This is a genomic window from Ruegeria sp. CH10 (assembly GCF_056537125.1).
This window is the reverse complement of record NZ_JBQFQY010000002.1, coordinates 102,797-120,075: the sequence shown is the minus strand read 5'-3', so window position 1 is coordinate 120,075 and position 17,279 is coordinate 102,797. Positions and strand designations below refer to the sequence as shown.

The following is a 17,279-nucleotide window of genomic DNA, read 5'->3' as shown; positions in this document are numbered from 1 at the left end:
ACGCCTTACCAACTGACATAAACCTGTCAGTTGAGAATTGCCAGTGGGCAAAAACCGCATGATCCGTTCACATTCGCGGTCGGATTTGATCTGGCGCACTTTTGCCAGCCGCCCAGCAGGCGTAGACACAGTTCCAGATAATAGTCCCGGCGCGCTGCGCCGATGCAGAAGGAGACAAGACATGCTTAACAATATCGGCCTTCCCGGTCTGCTGCTGATCGCCGTTGTGGTGCTGGTGCTGTTTGGCCGCGGCAAGATCAGCTCGCTCATGGGTGAAGTGGGCAAGGGCATCACCTCGTTCAAGAAGGGCGTCAAGGAAGGCGCGGATGAGCTGGAGCAGGACGCGTCCGAGATGGCCAAGGACGTCACCCCCGAGACCGACAAAGACAAGGCCTAAGCGCAGATGTTTGATCTGGGCTGGACCGAGCTTCTGGTCATCGGCGTTGTTGCCCTGATCGTTGTGGGGCCAAAGGACCTGCCGGTGCTGTTCCGCAATGTGGGGCGCTTTGTCGGCAAGGCCCGTGGCATGGCGCGCGAGTTTTCCAGCGCCATGAACGAGGCCGCTGATCAGGCCGGCGTGAACGAGATCAAGAAGGGTCTGAACGCGGCCACCAACCCAGTGGGCAGCGCCATGGATGGCGTGAAAGAGGCCGCGCAGGACTTGGCCAAAAGCATCGACCCGACCAAGTTCGACCCCGAGAGCGAGACCGGCAAGCTGGCGGCTGAACGGGCAGAGCAGGCCAAGAAGATCCAGGCCTCGACCGCGCGCGCCGCGGCCGAGCGCAAGGCCAAGGAAGCTGCCGATGCGCTGGCCAAGGCCGAAGAGGCCGAAGCCGCGTTGAAAACCGAAAGCAAGACATGACGAATACCGACGAGATCGAGGACAGCTCGGCCCCATTGATCGAGCATCTGGCGGAACTGCGCACGCGGCTGATCCACTGCGTTGTGGCGTTTCTGATCGGAATGATCATCTGTTTCACGGTGGCCACGCCGCTCTTTAACTTTCTGACGCATCCGCTGTGCGATGTTCTGGCCGAACGTGGGCAGGATTGCGGGCTGATCTTCATCTCGCCGCAGGAAGGGTTCTTTGTCGCCATCAAAGTCTCGCTGCTGGGTGGGTTCATTCTGTCTTTCCCCTATTTGGGGATGCAGATGTGGCGGTTTGTGGCACCGGGGCTTTACAAGTCGGAAAAGAACGCCTTCCTGCCGTTCATGCTGGCTTCGCCCTTCATGTTCCTGCTGGGCGCGAGCTTTGCCTTTTACGTGGTCACGCCGTTGGCATATGATTTCTTCTTGGGATTCCAGCAATTCGGAGCGGAAGGCGAAGCCGTAACCGAAGGCGCAACCGCAGCACCGCTGAGCGTGGTGTTCCAGGGTTCGGCGCAGGAATATCTGAACCTGACGATCAAGTTCATCGTAGCCTTTGGTCTGTGTTTCCAGCTGCCGGTTCTGCTGACGCTGATGGGCAAGGCCGGGCTGGTATCGGCCGAAGGGCTGGGGTCGGTCCGCAAATACGCGGTGGTCGCCATTCTGGTGCTGGCCGCACTGGTCACCCCGCCGGACGTGATTACGCAGGTCATCCTGTTTGTGGTGGTCTACGGGCTTTACGAAATCTCGATCTTCCTCGTCGCCCGTGTTGAGAAAAAGCGCGAAGAACAGCTGCGCGCCGACGGGTATTATGACGACGAAGAAGAAGCCGACGAAGAGATCGTCCGCGAAGAAGACGGCAAGTAACCCTGCCTCAAGCAATGAAAAGGCGCGCCACCTCCGGGCGCGCCTTTTTCGTTTCGGGCTCTTGTTGCGCTGCCTCGAACGTGGTTTGAACGCCAAAACACCCGGAGGCCCCCATGGACGACCACGCCCTGAATCGCATCGCCAACGCTTTGGAACGGATGGCCCCGGCACCTCTGGCGGCCCCCGATTTCGCATCGGCCCCGGCCTTTGTCTGGCATGTGGACCCAGACCGGCTGGAACCCGTCAAACAGGTCAACCGGGTCGACCTTGATCTGCTGGTGGGCATCAACCGGTCCCGCGACACCCTGCTGGACAACACGCGGCGCTTTGCGGCCGGATTCAAGGCCAACAACGCACTGCTTTGGGGCGCAAGGGGTATGGGAAAGTCCAGCCTCGTCAAAGCGGTTCACGGTTCCCTGCAGGCGGATTTCCCGGACCTGAAACTGGTCGAGCTTCAGCGCGAGGATATGGGCTCGGTCGCGCGCCTGCTGAACCACCTGCGCGCCGCGCCGCACCGGTTCATCCTGTTCTGCGATGACCTGTCGTTCAGCCATGATGACCAGCACTACAAATCGCTCAAGGCGGTGCTGGATGGCGGCATCGAAGGCCGCCCGGAAAACGTGGTGTTCTACGCCACGTCAAACCGCCGCCACCTGATGCCAAGGGACATGATCGAAAACGAACGCTCCAGCGCCATCAACCCGTCTGAGGCGGTGGAAGAAAAGGTCTCGCTGTCGGACCGCTTCGGCCTGTGGCTGGGCTTTCACCCCTGCGATCAGGACGAATACCTCGCCATGATCGACCGCTATTGCGCCGCTTACGGGGTCTCCGCCGATCCTGAAACCCTGCGCGCCGAAGCCATCGAATGGCAAGCCACCCGCGGCGCACGTTCGGGCCGTGTGGCATGGCAATTCTTCGTCGATCTGGCCGGGCGTACCGGAACCCATATCGGATAACCCGCCCGCTTCATCTGTCCAAAAATATCCCCGCCGGAGGCATGGCCCGCAAGGGCCATCCTTTACAGCGATGCCAGAATGCGCGCCGCTTCATCTGCCGGGCTGGTCAGACCCTCACGATCCTCACCGGGATGGAACCGTGCGCGCACTGCGGTGGGCATAGGCGCGGGTTCAACGATCGACACGCGCGGCCCGGTCTTCTCGGTCTCCAACGCCCAGCTGCGTGCCAAAGCCATCTGTGCCGCCTTGGTCGCGCCATAGATGCCATAGAATTTTTCACCCGCCTTGGGATCGTCAAAGAAAACGGCATGGCCGTCTTCACCCAGCAACGGCGCGATGTACGGGATCAGAATCGAAGTGGCCGTGGCGTTGATGTTCATCGCCTTGGTCCATTCCTTGGGATCAACAAAATTGGCAGGCGTCAGGGCCGACGTATGAACTGCCGTGTGCAGCCAAAGATCCACCTTGCCCCAGCGGTCATGAATGCCTCGGCACAGGGTTGCCATGGCGTTCGGATCGGCGATGTCCATCGGGGCGAGGGTGGCCGCGCCGCCTTTGGCCTGAATGCGGTCGTCCAGCTCTTCCAGCCCGCCGGTGGTGCGGGCGACGGCGACAATGTGGTATTCGGGTGCCAGCGCCTCGGCCAAGGCCGCGCCCAGCCCGCGTGAGGCCCCGGTGATAAGGGCAATTTTGGTCTGATCGGTCATGACAGCGGTTTGAACCCCTGCGCCCAAAGCGTCAAGCCAGATTAGCTGCCGGGTATCGCGATGCGCCGTGTCTGGCCGCTTTGTCGCAGCATGACGCCGTCTTCGTCGATGGCGACAACCGTGCCGGATGACACACGGCTGCCCAGCTTAACCTTTTTGACGCGTCCCGAAGACAGGCGCATCAGCGCGTTCATCTCGGCTTTGGGTCCGAAAACACCAAGAACCGAGACCGCGTTTTTCTTGAGCGCGCCTTTTTGCGTGGCCGCGCTTTTGACAGTGGCGTTAGACATGAAATGTGGCCCGGCCGCAGCGGCCCGACCCCTTGTTGTGAGTGGTTGGTGAACGATGGCCTAGCAAAGCCCGGCAGTGAGAAAAACCCCAACCCCCGTTCACGAAACCGACAGCAATCTGCCCCCTGACGAAGCCTTTGGGATTGCGTTTTCTTCCCCAAAGGGTTGTGCGCGAAATCCCACTCATGCAGGTCGAAGCCGCGCAAAATAAAGGCCCGCGCCACAGGTGGGTGCGGGCCTTTGAACACTGCGATTCGATTGGTGCCCTAGCCGGATGCCAGCTTTGCCGCGTTCCATGACCCGCCTGGCACCTGCATATCCGCGCGCTTTTTGGTGACGCGGCTGCTGTTTTCCAGGCTGTCCAGGTAATCACCGCTGACGCTGCCGGTGATGTAATTGCCGTCAAAGCAGGAACAGTCGAACGTCTCGATCTCGGGGTTGCCTTCTTTGGCGGCCCAGATCAGGTCGTCGAGATTCTGATAAAACAGCGCGTCTGCGCCCAGTTCCTGACGGATTTCTTCGATCTCTTTGCCATTGGCAACCAGCTCATGCTTGGTGGGCATGTCGATCCCGTAGACATTCGGGAATTTCACCGGTGGAGAAGCGCTGGCGATATAGACCTTTTTGGCACCGGCCTCGCGGCACATCTGCACGATCTTCTTGATCGTGTTGCCGCGCACAATTGAATCGTCGATCAGCAGCACATTATGCCCTTTGAACTCAAGCGGAACGGCGTTCAGCTTGCGGCGCACGGATTTCTGACGCTCTTCCTGACCGGGCATGATGAAGGTCCGACCCACATAGCGGTTTTTCACCAGACCTTCGCGATAGGGGATGCCAGTGGCCTTGGCGACCTCAAGCGCGACGGGGCGGGCGCTGTCGGGGACCGGGATGATACGGTCGATCTCAAGCCCTGCCGCCTCGATCTGCCGCGCCAAGGTCTGGCCCATGCGCATTTGGGTTTTATAAACCGACACGCCATCCAGCAACGAATCCGGGCGCGCCAGGTAGACATATTCAAAAATACAGGGCGTCAGTTGCCCTTCGACCGCCTGAAAGCTGTGCATATTGCCGTCGAGATCGATCAGGATCGCCTCGCCGGGTTTCACATCGCGCAGCTTTTCGAACCCGTTGATGCCAAAAGCCACATCCTCGGACGCAAAGGCATAATCGTCTCCGTCGCCGTCCACATCGCGCTTGGCGACGGACAGGGGGCGGATGCCATAAGGGTCGCGGAAGGCCAGCATGCCAACGCCCGCAACCAGACAGATCACCGAATAGGCGCCCTGAACCCGCTCCATCGTCATCTTGACGCCGGCAAACAGGTTGCGGATCGGCTCGGCATTGCCGTTCACCTTGATCGCATCGGCCACCTTGTCGGCCAGCACGTTCAGCAGAATTTCCGAATCCGATGTGGTGCGCAGATGGCGGCTGTACTTTGCGGTTACCTTTTCGCGCTGTTCAGCGGTGTTTGTGATGTTGCCGTTATGGACCAGATAAATCCCGTAAGGCGCGTTCACAAAGAAGGGCTGTGCCTCGGACGCGCTCAGCGAGCCTGCGGTGGGATAGCGGACATGGCCCATGCCGATTTTGCCCAGAAGGGTCTCAGCGTCCTGGGCGTTGAACACATCCTTGACCAGACCGTTGGCTTTTTTCTCGCGAAAGAACTCGTCATTATAGGTGACGATCCCCGAGGCGTCCTGCCCCCGGTGCTGCAGCATCAGCAGCCCGTCATAGATTTCCGCAAAGACATCATGTGTCCTGCTTGCGATCCCCAAAATCCCACACATCTACGGGCTCCAAATTTCTGCGACACTGTCACTGGCGGTGATGATCTGAACCTCTGCATGGGCGAACCTGCGCACCGTGTGGCCGCAAGGGCCGCGGATGCAAACGCGCCGTCGATGACCGGGTGGGCGCGAAGGAAAACAGGTGCAGCAAGATCGGTGACTCCGATTCCATGTCAGTTCGGCCTCCACATACTGCCTTAGCAGGGCTGTGTCATCAAAGGATCACAATTGTTACTTTCATCCGGTGGATTTTGCCGGATGAGGCATCAAAAGGTGACATGGGACCGGGCTTGTGCTGTCATAATGGCAAGTCTGAAGGTCGAAAGACATCTGACAACGAACGAGGCCGAGCCATGTGGCAACACAAGCAGGGACAAAAGAAAGAAGAAACCATCAAGCGCCGGTGCCATCGGTGCCGGGGGATGGGGCGTTCGCCTTGTCCGATCTGCAACGGGTCCGGCGAGGTGATCAAGACCCGCGATATCCACGGCGCACCGATCATGGGCCGGTGTGAGGGGTGCTTTGGCCTGAAAAACACCCGGTGTAGTGTCTGCGGCGGGGAAGGGTTCATCAACGAACGCGTCTGACAGGCAGACAAGAAAAAGCCCGGTCATTGCCGGGCTTTCTTTTATTCGGTTGTTGCGGGGGCGGCCTCTTCCGTGGCCGGAGCCGCGGGTTCCGGCGTGGGGCTGCCGGAATGTGCACCGCAGCTTGCCACCAGTTCTTCATATTGCTGTGTGACCCAACCCAGCGCCTGTTCTGGGTTCTGTTCTTCGATCCGGTCGCTGAACTGTTCGAACACCTTGGCCGAGCGGCTTTCGTCCACGATTGTATAAGACTGACCGGTCATTACCGTATCGTAGACAAAGAAGGCGATGGCCACCAACAGGATGCCGCGCGCGATCCCGAAGAAGAAGCCAAGTGCCTGATCCAGACCGCCAATGGCCGAGCGCTGTACGATCGATGAGAACAGCGGGGTGAAGATGCTGACCACGATCAGTGCCACCGCGAAGACGGCGGCAAATCCGGTGATGACCGACAATTCACAGCTGTCGCGCAGGAAATCTCCGACGACCGGAATCTCTTTGACCAGCGGAACAACCTGGGGTGCAAAAATAAAGGCCAATACGGCGGCTGCGACCCAGCCTGCAATGGCCAAAACTTCACGTAAAAATCCGCGTGAATAGGCCAAAAGGCCTGACACGACGATAATCAGGGCTACCACCCCGTCGATAATTGTAAAACCTTCCATGGCCCTCGCCTGTATTTTTTTCAGCCCCTCAAGGCGTTATCTTAACCTGCTCCGAAGGTTTCGCCAACAAACCCCACCAAATCAGAGGGTCGGGTGAGTGTCAGACCTGCCACAGTGCCGGTTTTGCCACCCGCCGGAGCAATGGCCGATGTGAAACCAAGTTTTTGCGCTTCTTTCAACCTGTTTTCGGTTTGCGGGGCCGGCCTAAGTGCCCCGGATAACGAGATTTCTCCGAAAACAACGGTATCCGCGGGCAGGGCTGTGTCTTCGCGGGCACTCAGCAATGCGGCGGCCACTGCCAGATCGGCGGCAGGTTCGCTGACCTTCAGCCCGCCGGCGACGTTCAGATATACGTCGAGCCCGGCAAAGGGGATGCCGCAGCGGGCTTCGAGCACCGCAAGGATCATCGCCAGCCGCCCGCTGTCCCAGCCGACAACCGTGCGGCGCGGCTGAGAATGCGGCGACGGGGCCACAAGTGCCTGTAATTCCACCAGAACAGGGCGGGTGCCTTCGATCCCGGCAAAGACCGCCGAGCCGGGGCTGGGGGTGCCGCGTTCCGACAGAAACAGGGCCGAGGGGTTGGTGACCTGTGCCAGCCCTTTCCCTGTCATCTCGAACACGCCGATCTCATCCGCAGGGCCAAAACGGTTCTTGACGGCGCGCAGGATGCGGAACTGGTGACCGCGTTCGCCCTCGAAATACAGCACCGTGTCGACCATGTGTTCGACCACCCGGGGGCCTGCGATCTGGCCTTCCTTGGTGACGTGGCCGACCATGATGATCGAGACGCCGTGTCGTTTCGCAAACGTGGTCAATTCATGCGCAGCGGCCCGGACTTGTGACACTGAGCCGGGGGCGCTGTCCACATTGTCCGCCCACATGGTCTGAATCGAGTCGATGATGGCAAGGCCGGGCTTTTCGGCCTCAAGCGTGGTGAGGATGTTGCGCAGGTTGGTTTCAGCAGCCAGTTGCACCGGTGCATCCTCAAGCCCCAGACGACGCGCGCGCATACGCACCTGAGCGCTGGCTTCCTCGCCCGAGACATAAATGGTTTTGACGCCTGCGCGCGAAAACCGGGCGGCGGCCTGCAGCAACAGGGTGGATTTGCCAATGCCCGGATCTCCGCCCACCAGCAGGGCCGAGGCGGGGACAAGGCCGCCGCCCAGCACGCGATCCAGTTCCTCGACCCCGCAGAGGGTGCGGGGCGGGGGCGTTTCCTCGGTGGACAGGTCCGTGAGTGCGATGGACTGGCCGCGCTTGCCACCGAGGGATTTCTTGGCGGGGCCAGCCGAAAGGGGGACGTCCTGGGTGATCGTGTTCCACTCACCACAGGCGTCACAGCGCCCGGACCAGCGCGAATGGGACGCGCCACAGGCCGAGCAGGAGAAAGTCGTCTTTGCCATGCGGCCTTGGTGCCCGAGGACGGGCGGTTCTTCAAGCCCTTGCAGGGCTTTCCTCACCGCCGGTGGGGCGCCGCGTCCTCAGGCCCCAAGGGGCCATCGTCCGCGGCGGGCGCTGGCGCGCCTTACTCGGCCGCGCGGGGCGGGGGCGACATGGCGATGACGCTGGAGGTTTTGGCCGCGCTGTCATTGGGCGCGGTCTGCAACTGGGCCGAAAGCTCGGGCAACAGTTCAAACAGTTCATCGCGCAGGCGGGACAGTTGCGAACGGGCGATGGTTTCCTCCATCTCGACATCGCGGGTCCATTGGCGCAGTTCATTCTGGATCACCTGCGCCTCTTCCAGACGCTGCTGGAACAGCTCGATCTCTTCCTGACGCTGTTGCAGGAAGGTGCGGGCCCGGGTGACGCGTGTATCGCCATAGGTATCTGCCAGTTCCTGGCTGATCTGGCTCATCTGAGCGGCGATTTCCAGGATTTCGGGTTCAAGCGATTGCAGGTTGGGGTGATGACGCAGGAAGGCCATGCGTTCCTTTACCGCGTCAAACTCGGATGACATCATGAACAGGCCCTCGCGGTCGGCGGCATGGGCCACCTGGTAAGCCTGCGTGATGTCGTGCATGTTCAAAGCAAACTTGCGGTGGTTGTTTTCCAGCGCCATCATACGGCCATTTGCAGGCAGGTAGAACGCCAGCATCAGGACCAAAGCCGTCAGGCCGATCTGGATGAACATTCCCGCGTCGGTTGCGGGGCCCGCCCCGAATCCGGCTTGCATGGACAGCCAAGGCAAAACCCCAAAGGCGGATAAAAGTGTCGTGGCAACGGCCATCAATGCGGCCGCGCAGATCAGGAAAAAAGTCAGTCTTAAAAAGGCATTCTGAAATTGCAATGTTATGTTGTGGAAGGTGGTCATGGTTGACGATCTCCTTCTAGAACCGGTTAAAGACCGGACCCTAGCGGAGACATCAAAAACACACAGAATGATCCGCTGCGGATCCGTAAACTACAAAACTTGCTGCTCGAAATATTAAGATGATACTCAGATAAACGTTTTCAATCAATTAGCTCTGAGGATTTCGTGATTTGAATGTCATCTCGGTAATATAGCCGAGGGCAAGCGAGGCCAGAATGCAGGCGGTAAACAGGTACAGACCCCAGGCGGTTTCTATGGTGGCGTATGAGATGCCCTTGGCCAGCGTGATGTAGAGTGCAATCAGGAAGATGTCGGCCATGGCGAGCTTGCCCAGGATGTTGAGCGCGGGTTGAACGCGCGGGTCCATCAGGTTCCATTGGATCAGGGCGGTGCCAATGGTTTTGACAAAAGGTGCCACGAGGGCAAAGACGGTGACCACCAGCGCAAGGAAGATGTCGGATTTCCACAATGATTGCAGGCCGGTGATGACGCTGATTTCGCTGAGGCCGAAAATGGGGAGGAGACCGGCGCGCATCAGCGGGGCGAACCATGCGATGGGGTAGAGGATCAGCAGCGAGAGGGTGGCGAGGCGGAGGGTCATTGCGTTGGTAAATCCGGTTCTTGTTGCCAACATCTATGGGCCGACAAATCCAGTCGCAAGTTTTTCATTGAGGTCGCAATTGCCCATGTTTAAGTGTTTTAGGGCATAGTCATTCTTCTTGGAGTTGCAGTGCCTGATCCTGTGATAAAAATCGTATACGGTCCGTCTGCACTGAGCAAAGGTGTCTCTAATGCGTCGACAGGAGGACTAGGCGCTCTTCTGTCCGCCGGCAGTTCGGCTGCTGACAGATTGCCCTTCGACCGGGAGCAGCTTTTTGGAGTGCTGCATTTCCGGTTGTACGAAACGAACCGTGCTAGACAAAGGGCCAATTGGTTTGGAGGACGGATTTACAACAAGTTTTCTGGCGAAGATCCCGAATATATACCAGTTTCGGGTACGCATTTGACGCAAACACTGGATGCAATCCGAATTCAGGCTCCGGACTTTGTAGTTGCTAGTGGGCACTACTTGCTGAGATATGACTACGCTAAACGGGCTTATGATCAATTGAAAAGCGAACGGCAGCAGGAAGGTACTTAACGCACCGCCTCAATCGGCCCCTCGGCACTGCCACTGATAAACTGCTCCACATAAGGATCACCCGATGCGTCCATCTGGCTGACCGGACCGGTCCACTGGATGACTCCTCCGTGCAGCATCGCCACATTGTCGGCAATCGCGCGGACGGAACTCATGTCGTGGGTGATGGTCATGGCGGTGGCGCCCATCTCGGTCACAATCTCGCGGATCAGGTCGTTGATGACGCCGGACATGATCGGGTCCAACCCGGTGGTGGGTTCGTCGAAAAAGATGATCTCGGGTTCGGCGGCGATGGCGCGGGCGAGCCCGACGCGTTTTTGCATGCCGCCTGACAGTTCGGACGGAAACCGGTCGGCCACGTCCGATTTCAGGCCGACGCGGCGCAGTTTCTCGATGGCGATCTCGCGGGCGTATTCGGCGGGGCGTTTCAGCGGGCCGCGCAGCAGGCGGAACGAGACGTTCTGCCAGACGGGCAGCGAGTCAAACAGTGCAGCGCCCTGAAACAGCATCCCGAACCGGGCCAGAAACGCGTCACGGTCGCCCTTGGCGGCGTCTTTGCCGTCCACATAGATCATGCCGCTGTCGGGTTTGATCAAGCCCAGGATACATTTCAGCGCCACCGATTTGCCGGTGCCTGACCCTCCGATGATGACCATCGACGTGCCCTTGGGGATCTCAAGGTTCATGCCCTGCAGCACGTGATTGTCGCCAAAGGCTTTGTGGACGTTTTCAAGCCGTATCATACCGAAAAGAACACCCCTGTCAGAATGAAGTTGGCGGCGAGGATCATGATCGCCGCAGCCTCGACCGAGGATTTGGTGGCCCGGCCAACGCCCTGCGCGCCACGGCCCGAGTTCATGCCGTAATAACAACCCATGACAGCGGTGATCAGGCCAAAGGCGGCACCCTTGGCGAGCGAGGTCAGCACGTCGTGTAGTTCCAGGAAATTCACCGTGTTCTGCAGATAGACGGCGGGGTTGAAGCCCAGGCTTTGCGTTGCCACCAGATAGCCGCCCGCGATGCCGATCACATCGCCTACGGCCACCAGAACCGGCACGGTCAGGATCGCGGCCAGAACGCGCGGGGCGGTGAGGTATTTCATCGGATGGGTGGACAGGGTGACCAGCGCGTCGATCTGCTCGGTCACTTTCATGGTGGCGATCTCGGCGGCAATGGACGATGTCACGCGCGCCGCGATCATCAGCCCGCCCAGAACGGGGCCCAGCTCGCGCACCATGCCGATGGCGACGATCTGCGGCACCACGGCCTCGGCATTAAAGCGCGCCCCGCCGGCGTAGATTTGCAGGGCCAGCGCGCCGCCGGTGAAGATCGCCGTCAGGCCAACCACCGGCAGGGACAGCCAGCCGATATTCAGCAGCGCCATGGCGAATTCACGCGGATAAAACGGCGGGCGGAAGATGTGAGAAATCGCATCCACCGTGAACAGCGCCACTTTGCCGAATGTCGCAAACAGGGTCAGGACCGCACGGCCCAGACCGCCCAGCATATCAAGAGGGTTCATTCCACGTAGCCCCGGGAATAGCGCGCACCAAGCGAGGTGAGGATTTCATACCCGATGGTTCCCGCCGCCTCGGCCAGATCATCGACGGTCTGGTGGCCGTTCAGAATACGCAGACGCTCGGGGTCTTCGGGCAGGTCGGTGACATCGACGGTGATCAGGTCCATCGAGATCCGGCCAACCACGGGGCAGGGTTTGCCTGCCGCGAAGGTATCGATGCCGCCGCCAATGGCGCGGTGCAGACCGTCCGCATAGCCTGCGGCTACGGTCGCGATCCGCGATGGGCGTTTTGCCACCCAGCTATTGCCATAGCCCACGGTCTCACCCACCTCGACCGAGCGGACCTGAATGACGGGCAGGTCGGCGGTGACAACAGGTTTTGCGTCCGCAAAGGGCATGCCACCATAAAGCCCCACGCCGGGGCGACAGAAATCAAAGTGGAACTCGGGGCCCAGCAAGGTGCCTCCGGTGGCCGCCAGCGACCTTGGTGCGGTGACACCTTCGGTCATCGCGCGGAAGGTGTTCAGCTGCTGCGCGTTCATCCGATGATCGGGCTCATCCGCGCAGGCCAGATGGGACATGACCACGACGGGGTTTAGTGCCTCGGCCTTGGGGCGCAGTTCGGCCCAGTCGGCGGGCTCCAGCCCCAGGCGGTTCATGCCGCTGTCGAGTTGAATCCCAAAGGGCCGATCGGGCAGAGCCTGCTGGTGGCGCGCGAATTGCTCGGGCGCGTTGATCAGTGGCGTCAGGTCATGATCGCGCAGCAGATCGGTGTCGCCTTCCATATGGCCTGAGAACACGGCGATCATCGGACCGGGGCCAACGGCCTTGCGCACGGCAACGCCTTCTTCGGCGACGGCTACGAAAAACTTGCGCACGCCTTCCTCGGCCAGCGTTGCGGAAACGGGTCCGGCGCCCAGACCGTAGGCGTCGGCTTTGACAACGGCGCCGGTCTCGACAGCCGTCTTTGCGTCCAGCGCGCGCCAGTTGCTGGCCAGCGCCTGAAGATTGATCGTCAATCGTGCGGTACTCATGGTGCTGTTCATGACATTGGAGCGCCGCAGGTCAAGGGGGAATGCGGCGATTTCGACCCTTATCGTGACGATACTGCGCGACGAATGGCCACTATCCCAAGGCATTGGCGAAAAAAGGCCTTTGAGCGGTTCAGCTATGTCTCGTCTTTGTGTTCGCACTGTGATCAACTTGAGACATAGAGCAAAGTCATTGATGCAACCAAAACGAGGTCGAAGGCGTTGAACCTGACAGCAGATTACGCAGCCCATACCGATCAAATACCCCGGTTTTTCCAGACGGTTTTTGCCGATTCCGAAGGCGCGGAGGAGGGGCGTACGATAGGGGCACTGGTGGCGGATATTCTCAACGCCACGCCGCGCGACGATCTGCGGGGTGCGCTGGCGCTGGACGGGGCCGACCTGATTGGGTGCACACTGTTTACCCGGCTGAACTATGAGGATGATCCACGTCAGGTGTTTCTGATGTCCCCGGTTGCGGTGCAGACGGGCAGGCAGAAATCCGGGATCGGCCGGAAACTGATCAGCTTTGGTTTGGATCACTTGCTCCTGCAGGGGGTGGATTTTGCAATGACCTATGGCGACCCGGCCTATTATGGCAAAACCGGTTTTCAGCCGGTGGCCGAAAGGGACGCCAAACCGCCCATGCCGCTGAGCATGCCGTTTGGGTGGCTGGGGCAATCCCTGAGCGGCGCTGAACTGCCCATCGCGGGCCCGTCACGCTGCGCCAGCGCATTCAACAAACCAGCGCTTTGGTAAGGGTCAGTAGCCTTCGATCTCGCCGCCCTGTTGCCAGGGCTTGACCAGATTGCCGAACCGGGTGAACTGCGCCTCAAAGGACAGCTCGACCGTGCCGATGGGGCCGTGACGCTGTTTGCCGACGATGACCTCGGCTTTGCCATGCAGGCGTTCCATGGCCTGCTTCCACTCTTCCATCTTCTCAAGTTCGTGATCGCCGGGCTTTTCGCGTTCTTTGTAGTATTCCTCGCGGAACACGAACATCACCACGTCGGCGTCCTGTTCGATCGAGCCCGATTCCCGCAGGTCTGACAGTTGCGGGCGCTTGTCATCGCGGTTTTCAACCTGACGGGACAGCTGCGACAACGCGATGACCGGGATGTTCAGTTCCTTGGCGATGGCTTTCATGCCCATCGAAATCTCGGCGATCTCGTTGACGCGGTTGTCGGCCATACCCCGGCACAGCTGCAAATAGTCGATCACAAGCAGGTCCAGCCCATGGGTCCGTTTCAACCGCCGCGCGCGGGCGGCAAGTTGGGAGATCGGCAGGGCAGGGGTGTCGTCGATAAACAGCGGGCAGGCTTCCAACTCTTTGGCGGCATCCACGAAACGGCGGAACTCACCCTCGGTCATATCACCCTGACGAATCTTGTGGCTGGAGATTTCCGAGGCTTCGGCCAGAACCCGGCCCGCCAACTGCTCGGCGCTCATCTCGAGCGAAAAGAACCCGACCACGCCGCCATCAATCGCGCCCTCGGACCCGTCGGGTTTGGTCCCGCGCTTGTAGGCTTTGGCCACGTTAAACGCCACGTTGGTCGCAAGCGAGGTTTTCCCCATCGACGGACGACCCGCCAGAATGATCAGGTCGGACGGGTGCAGGCCCCCAAGCTGTTTGTCCAAGTCGGCCAGACCGGTGGAAATCCCCGCCATGCCACCACCGCGCTGATACGCTTCGTTGGTGACGTTGACGGCTTCTGTGACCGCCTTGAGGAAGGATTGAAATCCCTGTTCGGTCTGGCCCTGCTCGGATAACTGATAAAGCTGTTGCTCGGCCTCGACGATCTGTTCCTTGGGCTCGCTGGACACATCGACCCGTGCCGCCTTGTCCGAGATGTCGCGACCCAGCCGGATCAGCTCGCGCCGGATGGCAAGGTCATAGATCATCTGGGCATAATCATGCACCGCGAAGGCACTGATCGATGCCCCGGCCAGTTTGACCAGATAAGCGGGGCCGCCCAGTTCCTTCAGGCCCTCATCCTCGGCCATGAAAGATTTCAGCGTCACGGGTGAGGCCAGCGCGTTCTTGGCGATGCGATTGGCCGCGACCTCGTAAATCCGGGCATGGACCGGGTCATAGAAATGCTCGGACCCGATGATCGAGGCCACCCGGTCATACAGGTCGTTATTGGTCAGGATCGCACCCAGAAGCTGTTGTTCGGCCTCAATGGAATGCGGCATGGTTTCGGCGTTTTGAATCTGCGCCGCTGCCTGCTCGATACTGCTTATCTCGTTCATTTTGTCCCCGCTGCCCTGCTGAGGTTCTACACGCGAATGACCGATCCAATCCATCTGGAAATCCCTGTGGCTAACTTGGGGTAAGACCTTGGGATAACTTTCCAGACAGGTTGGATATCTGAATGGGTGTAGCTTATTATGTAGGAAAAGTGGGGAAAGTCACCAGATATCGTGCTTGGTGCGCCGATTCTTCTGGGCTTATCCCCAAATTGTCCACAAGAGGTTTACGTGGGTTTATTGGCTTCCTGCCAGCCGCGGGGGTCGTTCAGGAAGGCTTCGACACCTTCAAGTGTCTCTTGATCAAAGGCTTTCTGGGCCTTGGCCTCGGCCAGAACATCCCACCAGGTGCACACGTGGTGCAGTTGCACGCCGTGGTCGCCCAGCGTTTTCTCAGTCTCGGGGAAGATGCCGTAGTAGAAAATCACCGCCGTATGGCCGCAGGTCGCGCCGGTATCGCGGATCGCATCCACGAAGGACAGTTTCGATCCGCCGTCCGTGGTTAGGTCTTCGACCAGCAGAACGCGCTCGCCCTCGCTCATCGCGCCTTCGATGCGGGCGTTGCGGCCGTACCCTTTCGGTTTCTTGCGTACATAGGTCATCGGCAGGGCCATACGTTCCGCCACCATCGCTGCAAAGGGGATGCCTGCGGTCTCACCGCCTGCAATGTTGTCGAACGCCTCAAACCCGGCGTTGCGCATCACGGTGACGGTCAGAAAGTCCATCAGGGTCGAACGGATGCGCGGGTATGAGATCAGCTTGCGGCAGTCGATATAGGTCGGGCTGGGCAGACCCGAGGCCAGCGTGAACGGCTCGCGCGCGTTAAAGTGGACGGCCTTGATCTCCAGCAGCATGCGCGCGGTCAGGCGGGCGATTTCGGTGCTATCGGGGAATGAGCTGGGGATCATGACGGGACCTCTGGACTGAAATGACGTTGCGGGCTGATAGCCCGTTGGAGCGGCCAGAGTCGAGAGGGTTGCGCGCAAAAGAAAAGCGGACCCGCAAAGGTCCGCTTTGTGCCCTCGCGGGCCGAGCATGCCAAGGTGGGCTTAGCTGCTCATGTCATAGGCCCGTTCGCCGTGTACCGACAGATCAAGGCCATTTGTTTCGGTCTCGGCGTCTACGCGAAGCGGGGTGATGAGCGCAACCAGTTTGATCAACACAAATGTGACAACTGCCGTAAAGACACCCACGATCACCAGACCGCCCAGCTGCGCGGTCCAGGCCCCAAGGCCGAAGACAGCGATCATGATGGTGCCAAAGATGCCGCCCACGCCGTGCACGGCAAAAACGTCCAGCGTGTCGTCGATGTTCAGCATATTGCGGACCACGTTGACGGCCTCTTGGCACAGCACACCTGCGACGGCCCCGATGATCAGCGCCTGAACCGGATCGACATAGCCCGAGGCCGGGGTGATCGAGGCCAGACCGGCAATGGTGCCGGTGACCAGACCCACCATCGAGGCTTTGCCGTATTTGATCCGCTCCCACAGTGCCCATGTCAGCGACGCGGTTGCGGCCGAGATATGCGTGACGGTCATCGCCATCGCGGCACCGCCATCAGCGGCCAGTTGCGATCCGCCGTTAAAGCCGAACCAGCCAACCCACAGCATCGCAGCCCCGATCATGACATAGCCGGGGTTGTGCGGTGGGGTCGTGCGGTTGCGGCGCGGTCCCAGCACCACGGCGATGATCAGCGCGGCCAGACCGGCGGTTTCGTGGACCACAATCCCACCTGCGAAGTCGCGCACGCCGATCTCGCCCAGAATGCCGCCATCGGTCAGCATGCCGCCACCCCAGATCCAGTGAACCACCGGCGCATAACACAGCAGCATCCACAGGCCCGAGAAGGTGAGGACAAAGCCAAAGCCCACTCGTTCGACATAGGCGCCCACAATCAGCGCCGGGGTGATGATGGCAAAGGTCATCTGGAACGCGAAAAAGAGAACCTCGGGCAGGGTGCCAGACAGGCTGTCTGCGTCGACCCCGTTCAGAAAGGCTTTGCCCAAGCCGCCCCACAGGCCCGATCCGCCGTCGCCAAAGGCGATGGAATAGCCCGCGACCAGCCACAGGATGCTCATCAGACAGGCGATCGAAAAGCAGTGCATGAAGACGCTCAGCACGTTGCGGGCGCGCACGAGGCCACCATAGAACAGGGCGAGGCCCGGCAATGTCATGAACAGGACCAGGGCGGTTGCCACTATGATCCAGGCTGTATCGGCTCCATTCATCGGCCGGTCTCCTCTTTAACTTGCGTGGCGGGGTTACAAGCGGATCAGAGGCGGGGAAAAAAGAGGC

At 60.1% G+C, this 17,279-nt stretch carries 19 protein-coding genes; 6 read left to right on the top strand and 13 right to left on the bottom strand.

What is annotated here, in order from left to right:
• Nucleotides 1–181: 181 nt before the first annotated feature.
• The 4 genes from ACRZ94_RS06855 to ACRZ94_RS06840 all read left to right on the top strand — a co-directional run bounded on the left by ACRZ94_RS06855 (nucleotide 182) and on the right by ACRZ94_RS06840 (nucleotide 2,690).
• Nucleotides 182–397: a twin-arginine translocase TatA/TatE family subunit gene (locus tag ACRZ94_RS06855; protein WP_170354368.1), complete on the top strand. Its 216-nt coding sequence runs from the start codon at nucleotides 182–184 to the stop codon at nucleotides 395–397.
• Nucleotides 398–403: 6 nt separating this feature from the next.
• Nucleotides 404–862, top strand: a complete 459-nt coding sequence (tatB, locus tag ACRZ94_RS06850; RefSeq protein ID WP_170788694.1) for a Sec-independent protein translocase protein TatB — start codon at nucleotides 404–406, stop codon at nucleotides 860–862.
• Nucleotides 859–1,734 (top strand): twin-arginine translocase subunit TatC, encoded by an 876-nt coding sequence (gene tatC, locus ACRZ94_RS06845; protein WP_480651663.1) that lies wholly within the window; start codon nucleotides 859–861, stop codon nucleotides 1,732–1,734. The genes tatB and tatC overlap by 4 nt, the downstream gene beginning before the upstream one ends.
• Nucleotides 1,735–1,847: 113 nt before the next feature.
• Nucleotides 1,848–2,690: an ATP-binding protein gene (locus ACRZ94_RS06840; RefSeq protein ID WP_480651661.1), complete on the top strand. Its 843-nt coding sequence runs from the start codon at nucleotides 1,848–1,850 to the stop codon at nucleotides 2,688–2,690.
• A gap of 62 nt (nucleotides 2,691–2,752) precedes the next feature.
• Here ACRZ94_RS06840 and ACRZ94_RS06835 read toward each other — a convergent pair whose 3' ends face one another.
• The 3 genes from ACRZ94_RS06835 to purF form a co-directional block, all read right to left on the bottom strand.
• Nucleotides 2,753–3,397, bottom strand: a complete 645-nt coding sequence (locus tag ACRZ94_RS06835; protein WP_480651659.1) for an SDR family NAD(P)-dependent oxidoreductase — start codon at nucleotides 3,395–3,397, stop codon at nucleotides 2,753–2,755.
• A 41-nt stretch (nucleotides 3,398–3,438) separates the two neighbouring features.
• A complete protein-coding gene (locus ACRZ94_RS06830; RefSeq protein ID WP_480651657.1) occupies nucleotides 3,439–3,687 on the bottom strand; it encodes a hypothetical protein in 249 nt (82 codons plus the stop codon).
• 266 nt (nucleotides 3,688–3,953) lie between these two features.
• Nucleotides 3,954–5,477, bottom strand: a complete 1,524-nt coding sequence (gene purF / locus ACRZ94_RS06825; protein WP_480796973.1) for an amidophosphoribosyltransferase — start codon at nucleotides 5,475–5,477, stop codon at nucleotides 3,954–3,956.
• A gap of 422 nt (nucleotides 5,478–5,899) precedes the next feature.
• On the opposite strand from purF, the gene ACRZ94_RS06820 reads away from it, so the two are divergent.
• Nucleotides 5,900–6,064, top strand: a complete 165-nt coding sequence (locus ACRZ94_RS06820; RefSeq protein ID WP_480796972.1) for a hypothetical protein — start codon at nucleotides 5,900–5,902, stop codon at nucleotides 6,062–6,064.
• Between the two features lie 41 nt (nucleotides 6,065–6,105).
• Here ACRZ94_RS06820 and ACRZ94_RS06815 read toward each other — a convergent pair whose 3' ends face one another.
• The 7 genes from ACRZ94_RS06815 to alr form a co-directional block, all read right to left on the bottom strand.
• Entirely contained in the window at nucleotides 6,106–6,729 is a 624-nt protein-coding gene (locus tag ACRZ94_RS06815) for a CvpA family protein (RefSeq protein WP_480651654.1), read from the bottom strand.
• A gap of 41 nt (nucleotides 6,730–6,770) precedes the next feature.
• Nucleotides 6,771–8,132, bottom strand: coding sequence for a DNA repair protein RadA (gene radA / locus ACRZ94_RS06810; protein ID WP_475209158.1), 1,362 nt, complete (start codon nucleotides 8,130–8,132; stop codon nucleotides 6,771–6,773).
• A gap of 122 nt (nucleotides 8,133–8,254) precedes the next feature.
• Nucleotides 8,255–9,040: a DNA repair protein gene (locus ACRZ94_RS06805; protein ID WP_480796971.1), complete on the bottom strand. Its 786-nt coding sequence runs from the start codon at nucleotides 9,038–9,040 to the stop codon at nucleotides 8,255–8,257.
• Nucleotides 9,041–9,188: 148 nt separating this feature from the next.
• A complete protein-coding gene (locus ACRZ94_RS06800; protein ID WP_480796970.1) occupies nucleotides 9,189–9,641 on the bottom strand; it encodes a paraquat-inducible protein A in 453 nt (150 codons plus the stop codon).
• Nucleotides 9,642–10,177: 536 nt separating this feature from the next.
• Entirely contained in the window at nucleotides 10,178–10,924 is a 747-nt protein-coding gene (locus ACRZ94_RS06795; protein ID WP_480796969.1) for an ABC transporter ATP-binding protein, read from the bottom strand.
• On the bottom strand, nucleotides 10,921–11,703 hold the full coding sequence (locus ACRZ94_RS06790; RefSeq protein WP_480796968.1) for an MlaE family ABC transporter permease: 783 nt from the start codon (nucleotides 11,701–11,703) through the stop codon (nucleotides 10,921–10,923). The genes ACRZ94_RS06795 and ACRZ94_RS06790 overlap by 4 nt, the downstream gene beginning before the upstream one ends.
• On the bottom strand, nucleotides 11,700–12,734 hold the full coding sequence (alr, locus tag ACRZ94_RS06785; protein WP_480796967.1) for an alanine racemase: 1,035 nt from the start codon (nucleotides 12,732–12,734) through the stop codon (nucleotides 11,700–11,702). The genes ACRZ94_RS06790 and alr overlap by 4 nt, the downstream gene beginning before the upstream one ends.
• Nucleotides 12,735–12,953: 219 nt before the next feature.
• Here alr and ACRZ94_RS06780 point away from each other — a divergent pair, with 219 nt between their 5' ends.
• Nucleotides 12,954–13,490, top strand: a complete 537-nt coding sequence (locus tag ACRZ94_RS06780; RefSeq protein WP_480796966.1) for a GNAT family N-acetyltransferase — start codon at nucleotides 12,954–12,956, stop codon at nucleotides 13,488–13,490.
• A 3-nt stretch (nucleotides 13,491–13,493) separates the two neighbouring features.
• On the opposite strand, the gene ACRZ94_RS06775 is transcribed toward ACRZ94_RS06780, so the two are convergent.
• From ACRZ94_RS06775 to ACRZ94_RS06765, 3 genes are all read right to left on the bottom strand, one after another.
• Nucleotides 13,494–14,984, bottom strand: a complete 1,491-nt coding sequence (locus tag ACRZ94_RS06775; protein WP_480796965.1) for a replicative DNA helicase — start codon at nucleotides 14,982–14,984, stop codon at nucleotides 13,494–13,496.
• Nucleotides 14,985–15,208: 224 nt separating this feature from the next.
• A complete protein-coding gene (locus tag ACRZ94_RS06770; protein ID WP_480651639.1) occupies nucleotides 15,209–15,889 on the bottom strand; it encodes an orotate phosphoribosyltransferase in 681 nt (226 codons plus the stop codon).
• 141 nt (nucleotides 15,890–16,030) lie between these two features.
• Nucleotides 16,031–17,212: an ammonium transporter gene (locus ACRZ94_RS06765; RefSeq protein WP_480796964.1), complete on the bottom strand. Its 1,182-nt coding sequence runs from the start codon at nucleotides 17,210–17,212 to the stop codon at nucleotides 16,031–16,033.
• Nucleotides 17,213–17,279 lie beyond the last annotated feature (67 nt).

What these genes read in the sequence shown, in the direction of transcription:
- ACRZ94_RS06855 (WP_170354368.1), top strand. Translation starts at nt 182, where the DNA reads ATGCTTAACAATATCGGCCTTCCCGGTCTGCTGCTGATCGCCGTTGTG.
- tatB (WP_170788694.1), top strand. Translation starts at nt 404, where the DNA reads ATGTTTGATCTGGGCTGGACCGAGCTTCTGGTCATCGGCGTTGTTGCC.
- tatC (WP_480651663.1), top strand. Translation starts at nt 859, where the DNA reads ATGACGAATACCGACGAGATCGAGGACAGCTCGGCCCCATTGATCGAG.
- ACRZ94_RS06840 (WP_480651661.1), top strand. Translation starts at nt 1,848, where the DNA reads ATGGACGACCACGCCCTGAATCGCATCGCCAACGCTTTGGAACGGATG.
- ACRZ94_RS06835 (WP_480651659.1), bottom strand. Translation starts at nt 3,397, where the DNA reads ATGACCGATCAGACCAAAATTGCCCTTATCACCGGGGCCTCACGCGGG.
- ACRZ94_RS06830 (WP_480651657.1), bottom strand. Translation starts at nt 3,687, where the DNA reads ATGTCTAACGCCACTGTCAAAAGCGCGGCCACGCAAAAAGGCGCGCTC.
- purF (WP_480796973.1), bottom strand. Translation starts at nt 5,477, where the DNA reads ATGTGTGGGATTTTGGGGATCGCAAGCAGGACACATGATGTCTTTGCG.
- ACRZ94_RS06820 (WP_480796972.1), top strand. Translation starts at nt 5,900, where the DNA reads ATGGGGCGTTCGCCTTGTCCGATCTGCAACGGGTCCGGCGAGGTGATC.
- ACRZ94_RS06815 (WP_480651654.1), bottom strand. Translation starts at nt 6,729, where the DNA reads ATGGAAGGTTTTACAATTATCGACGGGGTGGTAGCCCTGATTATCGTC.
- radA (WP_475209158.1), bottom strand. Translation starts at nt 8,132, where the DNA reads ATGGCAAAGACGACTTTCTCCTGCTCGGCCTGTGGCGCGTCCCATTCG.
- ACRZ94_RS06805 (WP_480796971.1), bottom strand. Translation starts at nt 9,040, where the DNA reads ATGACCACCTTCCACAACATAACATTGCAATTTCAGAATGCCTTTTTA.
- ACRZ94_RS06800 (WP_480796970.1), bottom strand. Translation starts at nt 9,641, where the DNA reads ATGACCCTCCGCCTCGCCACCCTCTCGCTGCTGATCCTCTACCCCATC.
- ACRZ94_RS06795 (WP_480796969.1), bottom strand. Translation starts at nt 10,924, where the DNA reads ATGATACGGCTTGAAAACGTCCACAAAGCCTTTGGCGACAATCACGTG.
- ACRZ94_RS06790 (WP_480796968.1), bottom strand. Translation starts at nt 11,703, where the DNA reads ATGAACCCTCTTGATATGCTGGGCGGTCTGGGCCGTGCGGTCCTGACC.
- alr (WP_480796967.1), bottom strand. Translation starts at nt 12,734, where the DNA reads ATGAGTACCGCACGATTGACGATCAATCTTCAGGCGCTGGCCAGCAAC.
- ACRZ94_RS06775 (WP_480796965.1), bottom strand. Translation starts at nt 14,984, where the DNA reads ATGAACGAGATAAGCAGTATCGAGCAGGCAGCGGCGCAGATTCAAAAC.
- ACRZ94_RS06770 (WP_480651639.1), bottom strand. Translation starts at nt 15,889, where the DNA reads ATGATCCCCAGCTCATTCCCCGATAGCACCGAAATCGCCCGCCTGACC.
- ACRZ94_RS06765 (WP_480796964.1), bottom strand. Translation starts at nt 17,212, where the DNA reads ATGAATGGAGCCGATACAGCCTGGATCATAGTGGCAACCGCCCTGGTC.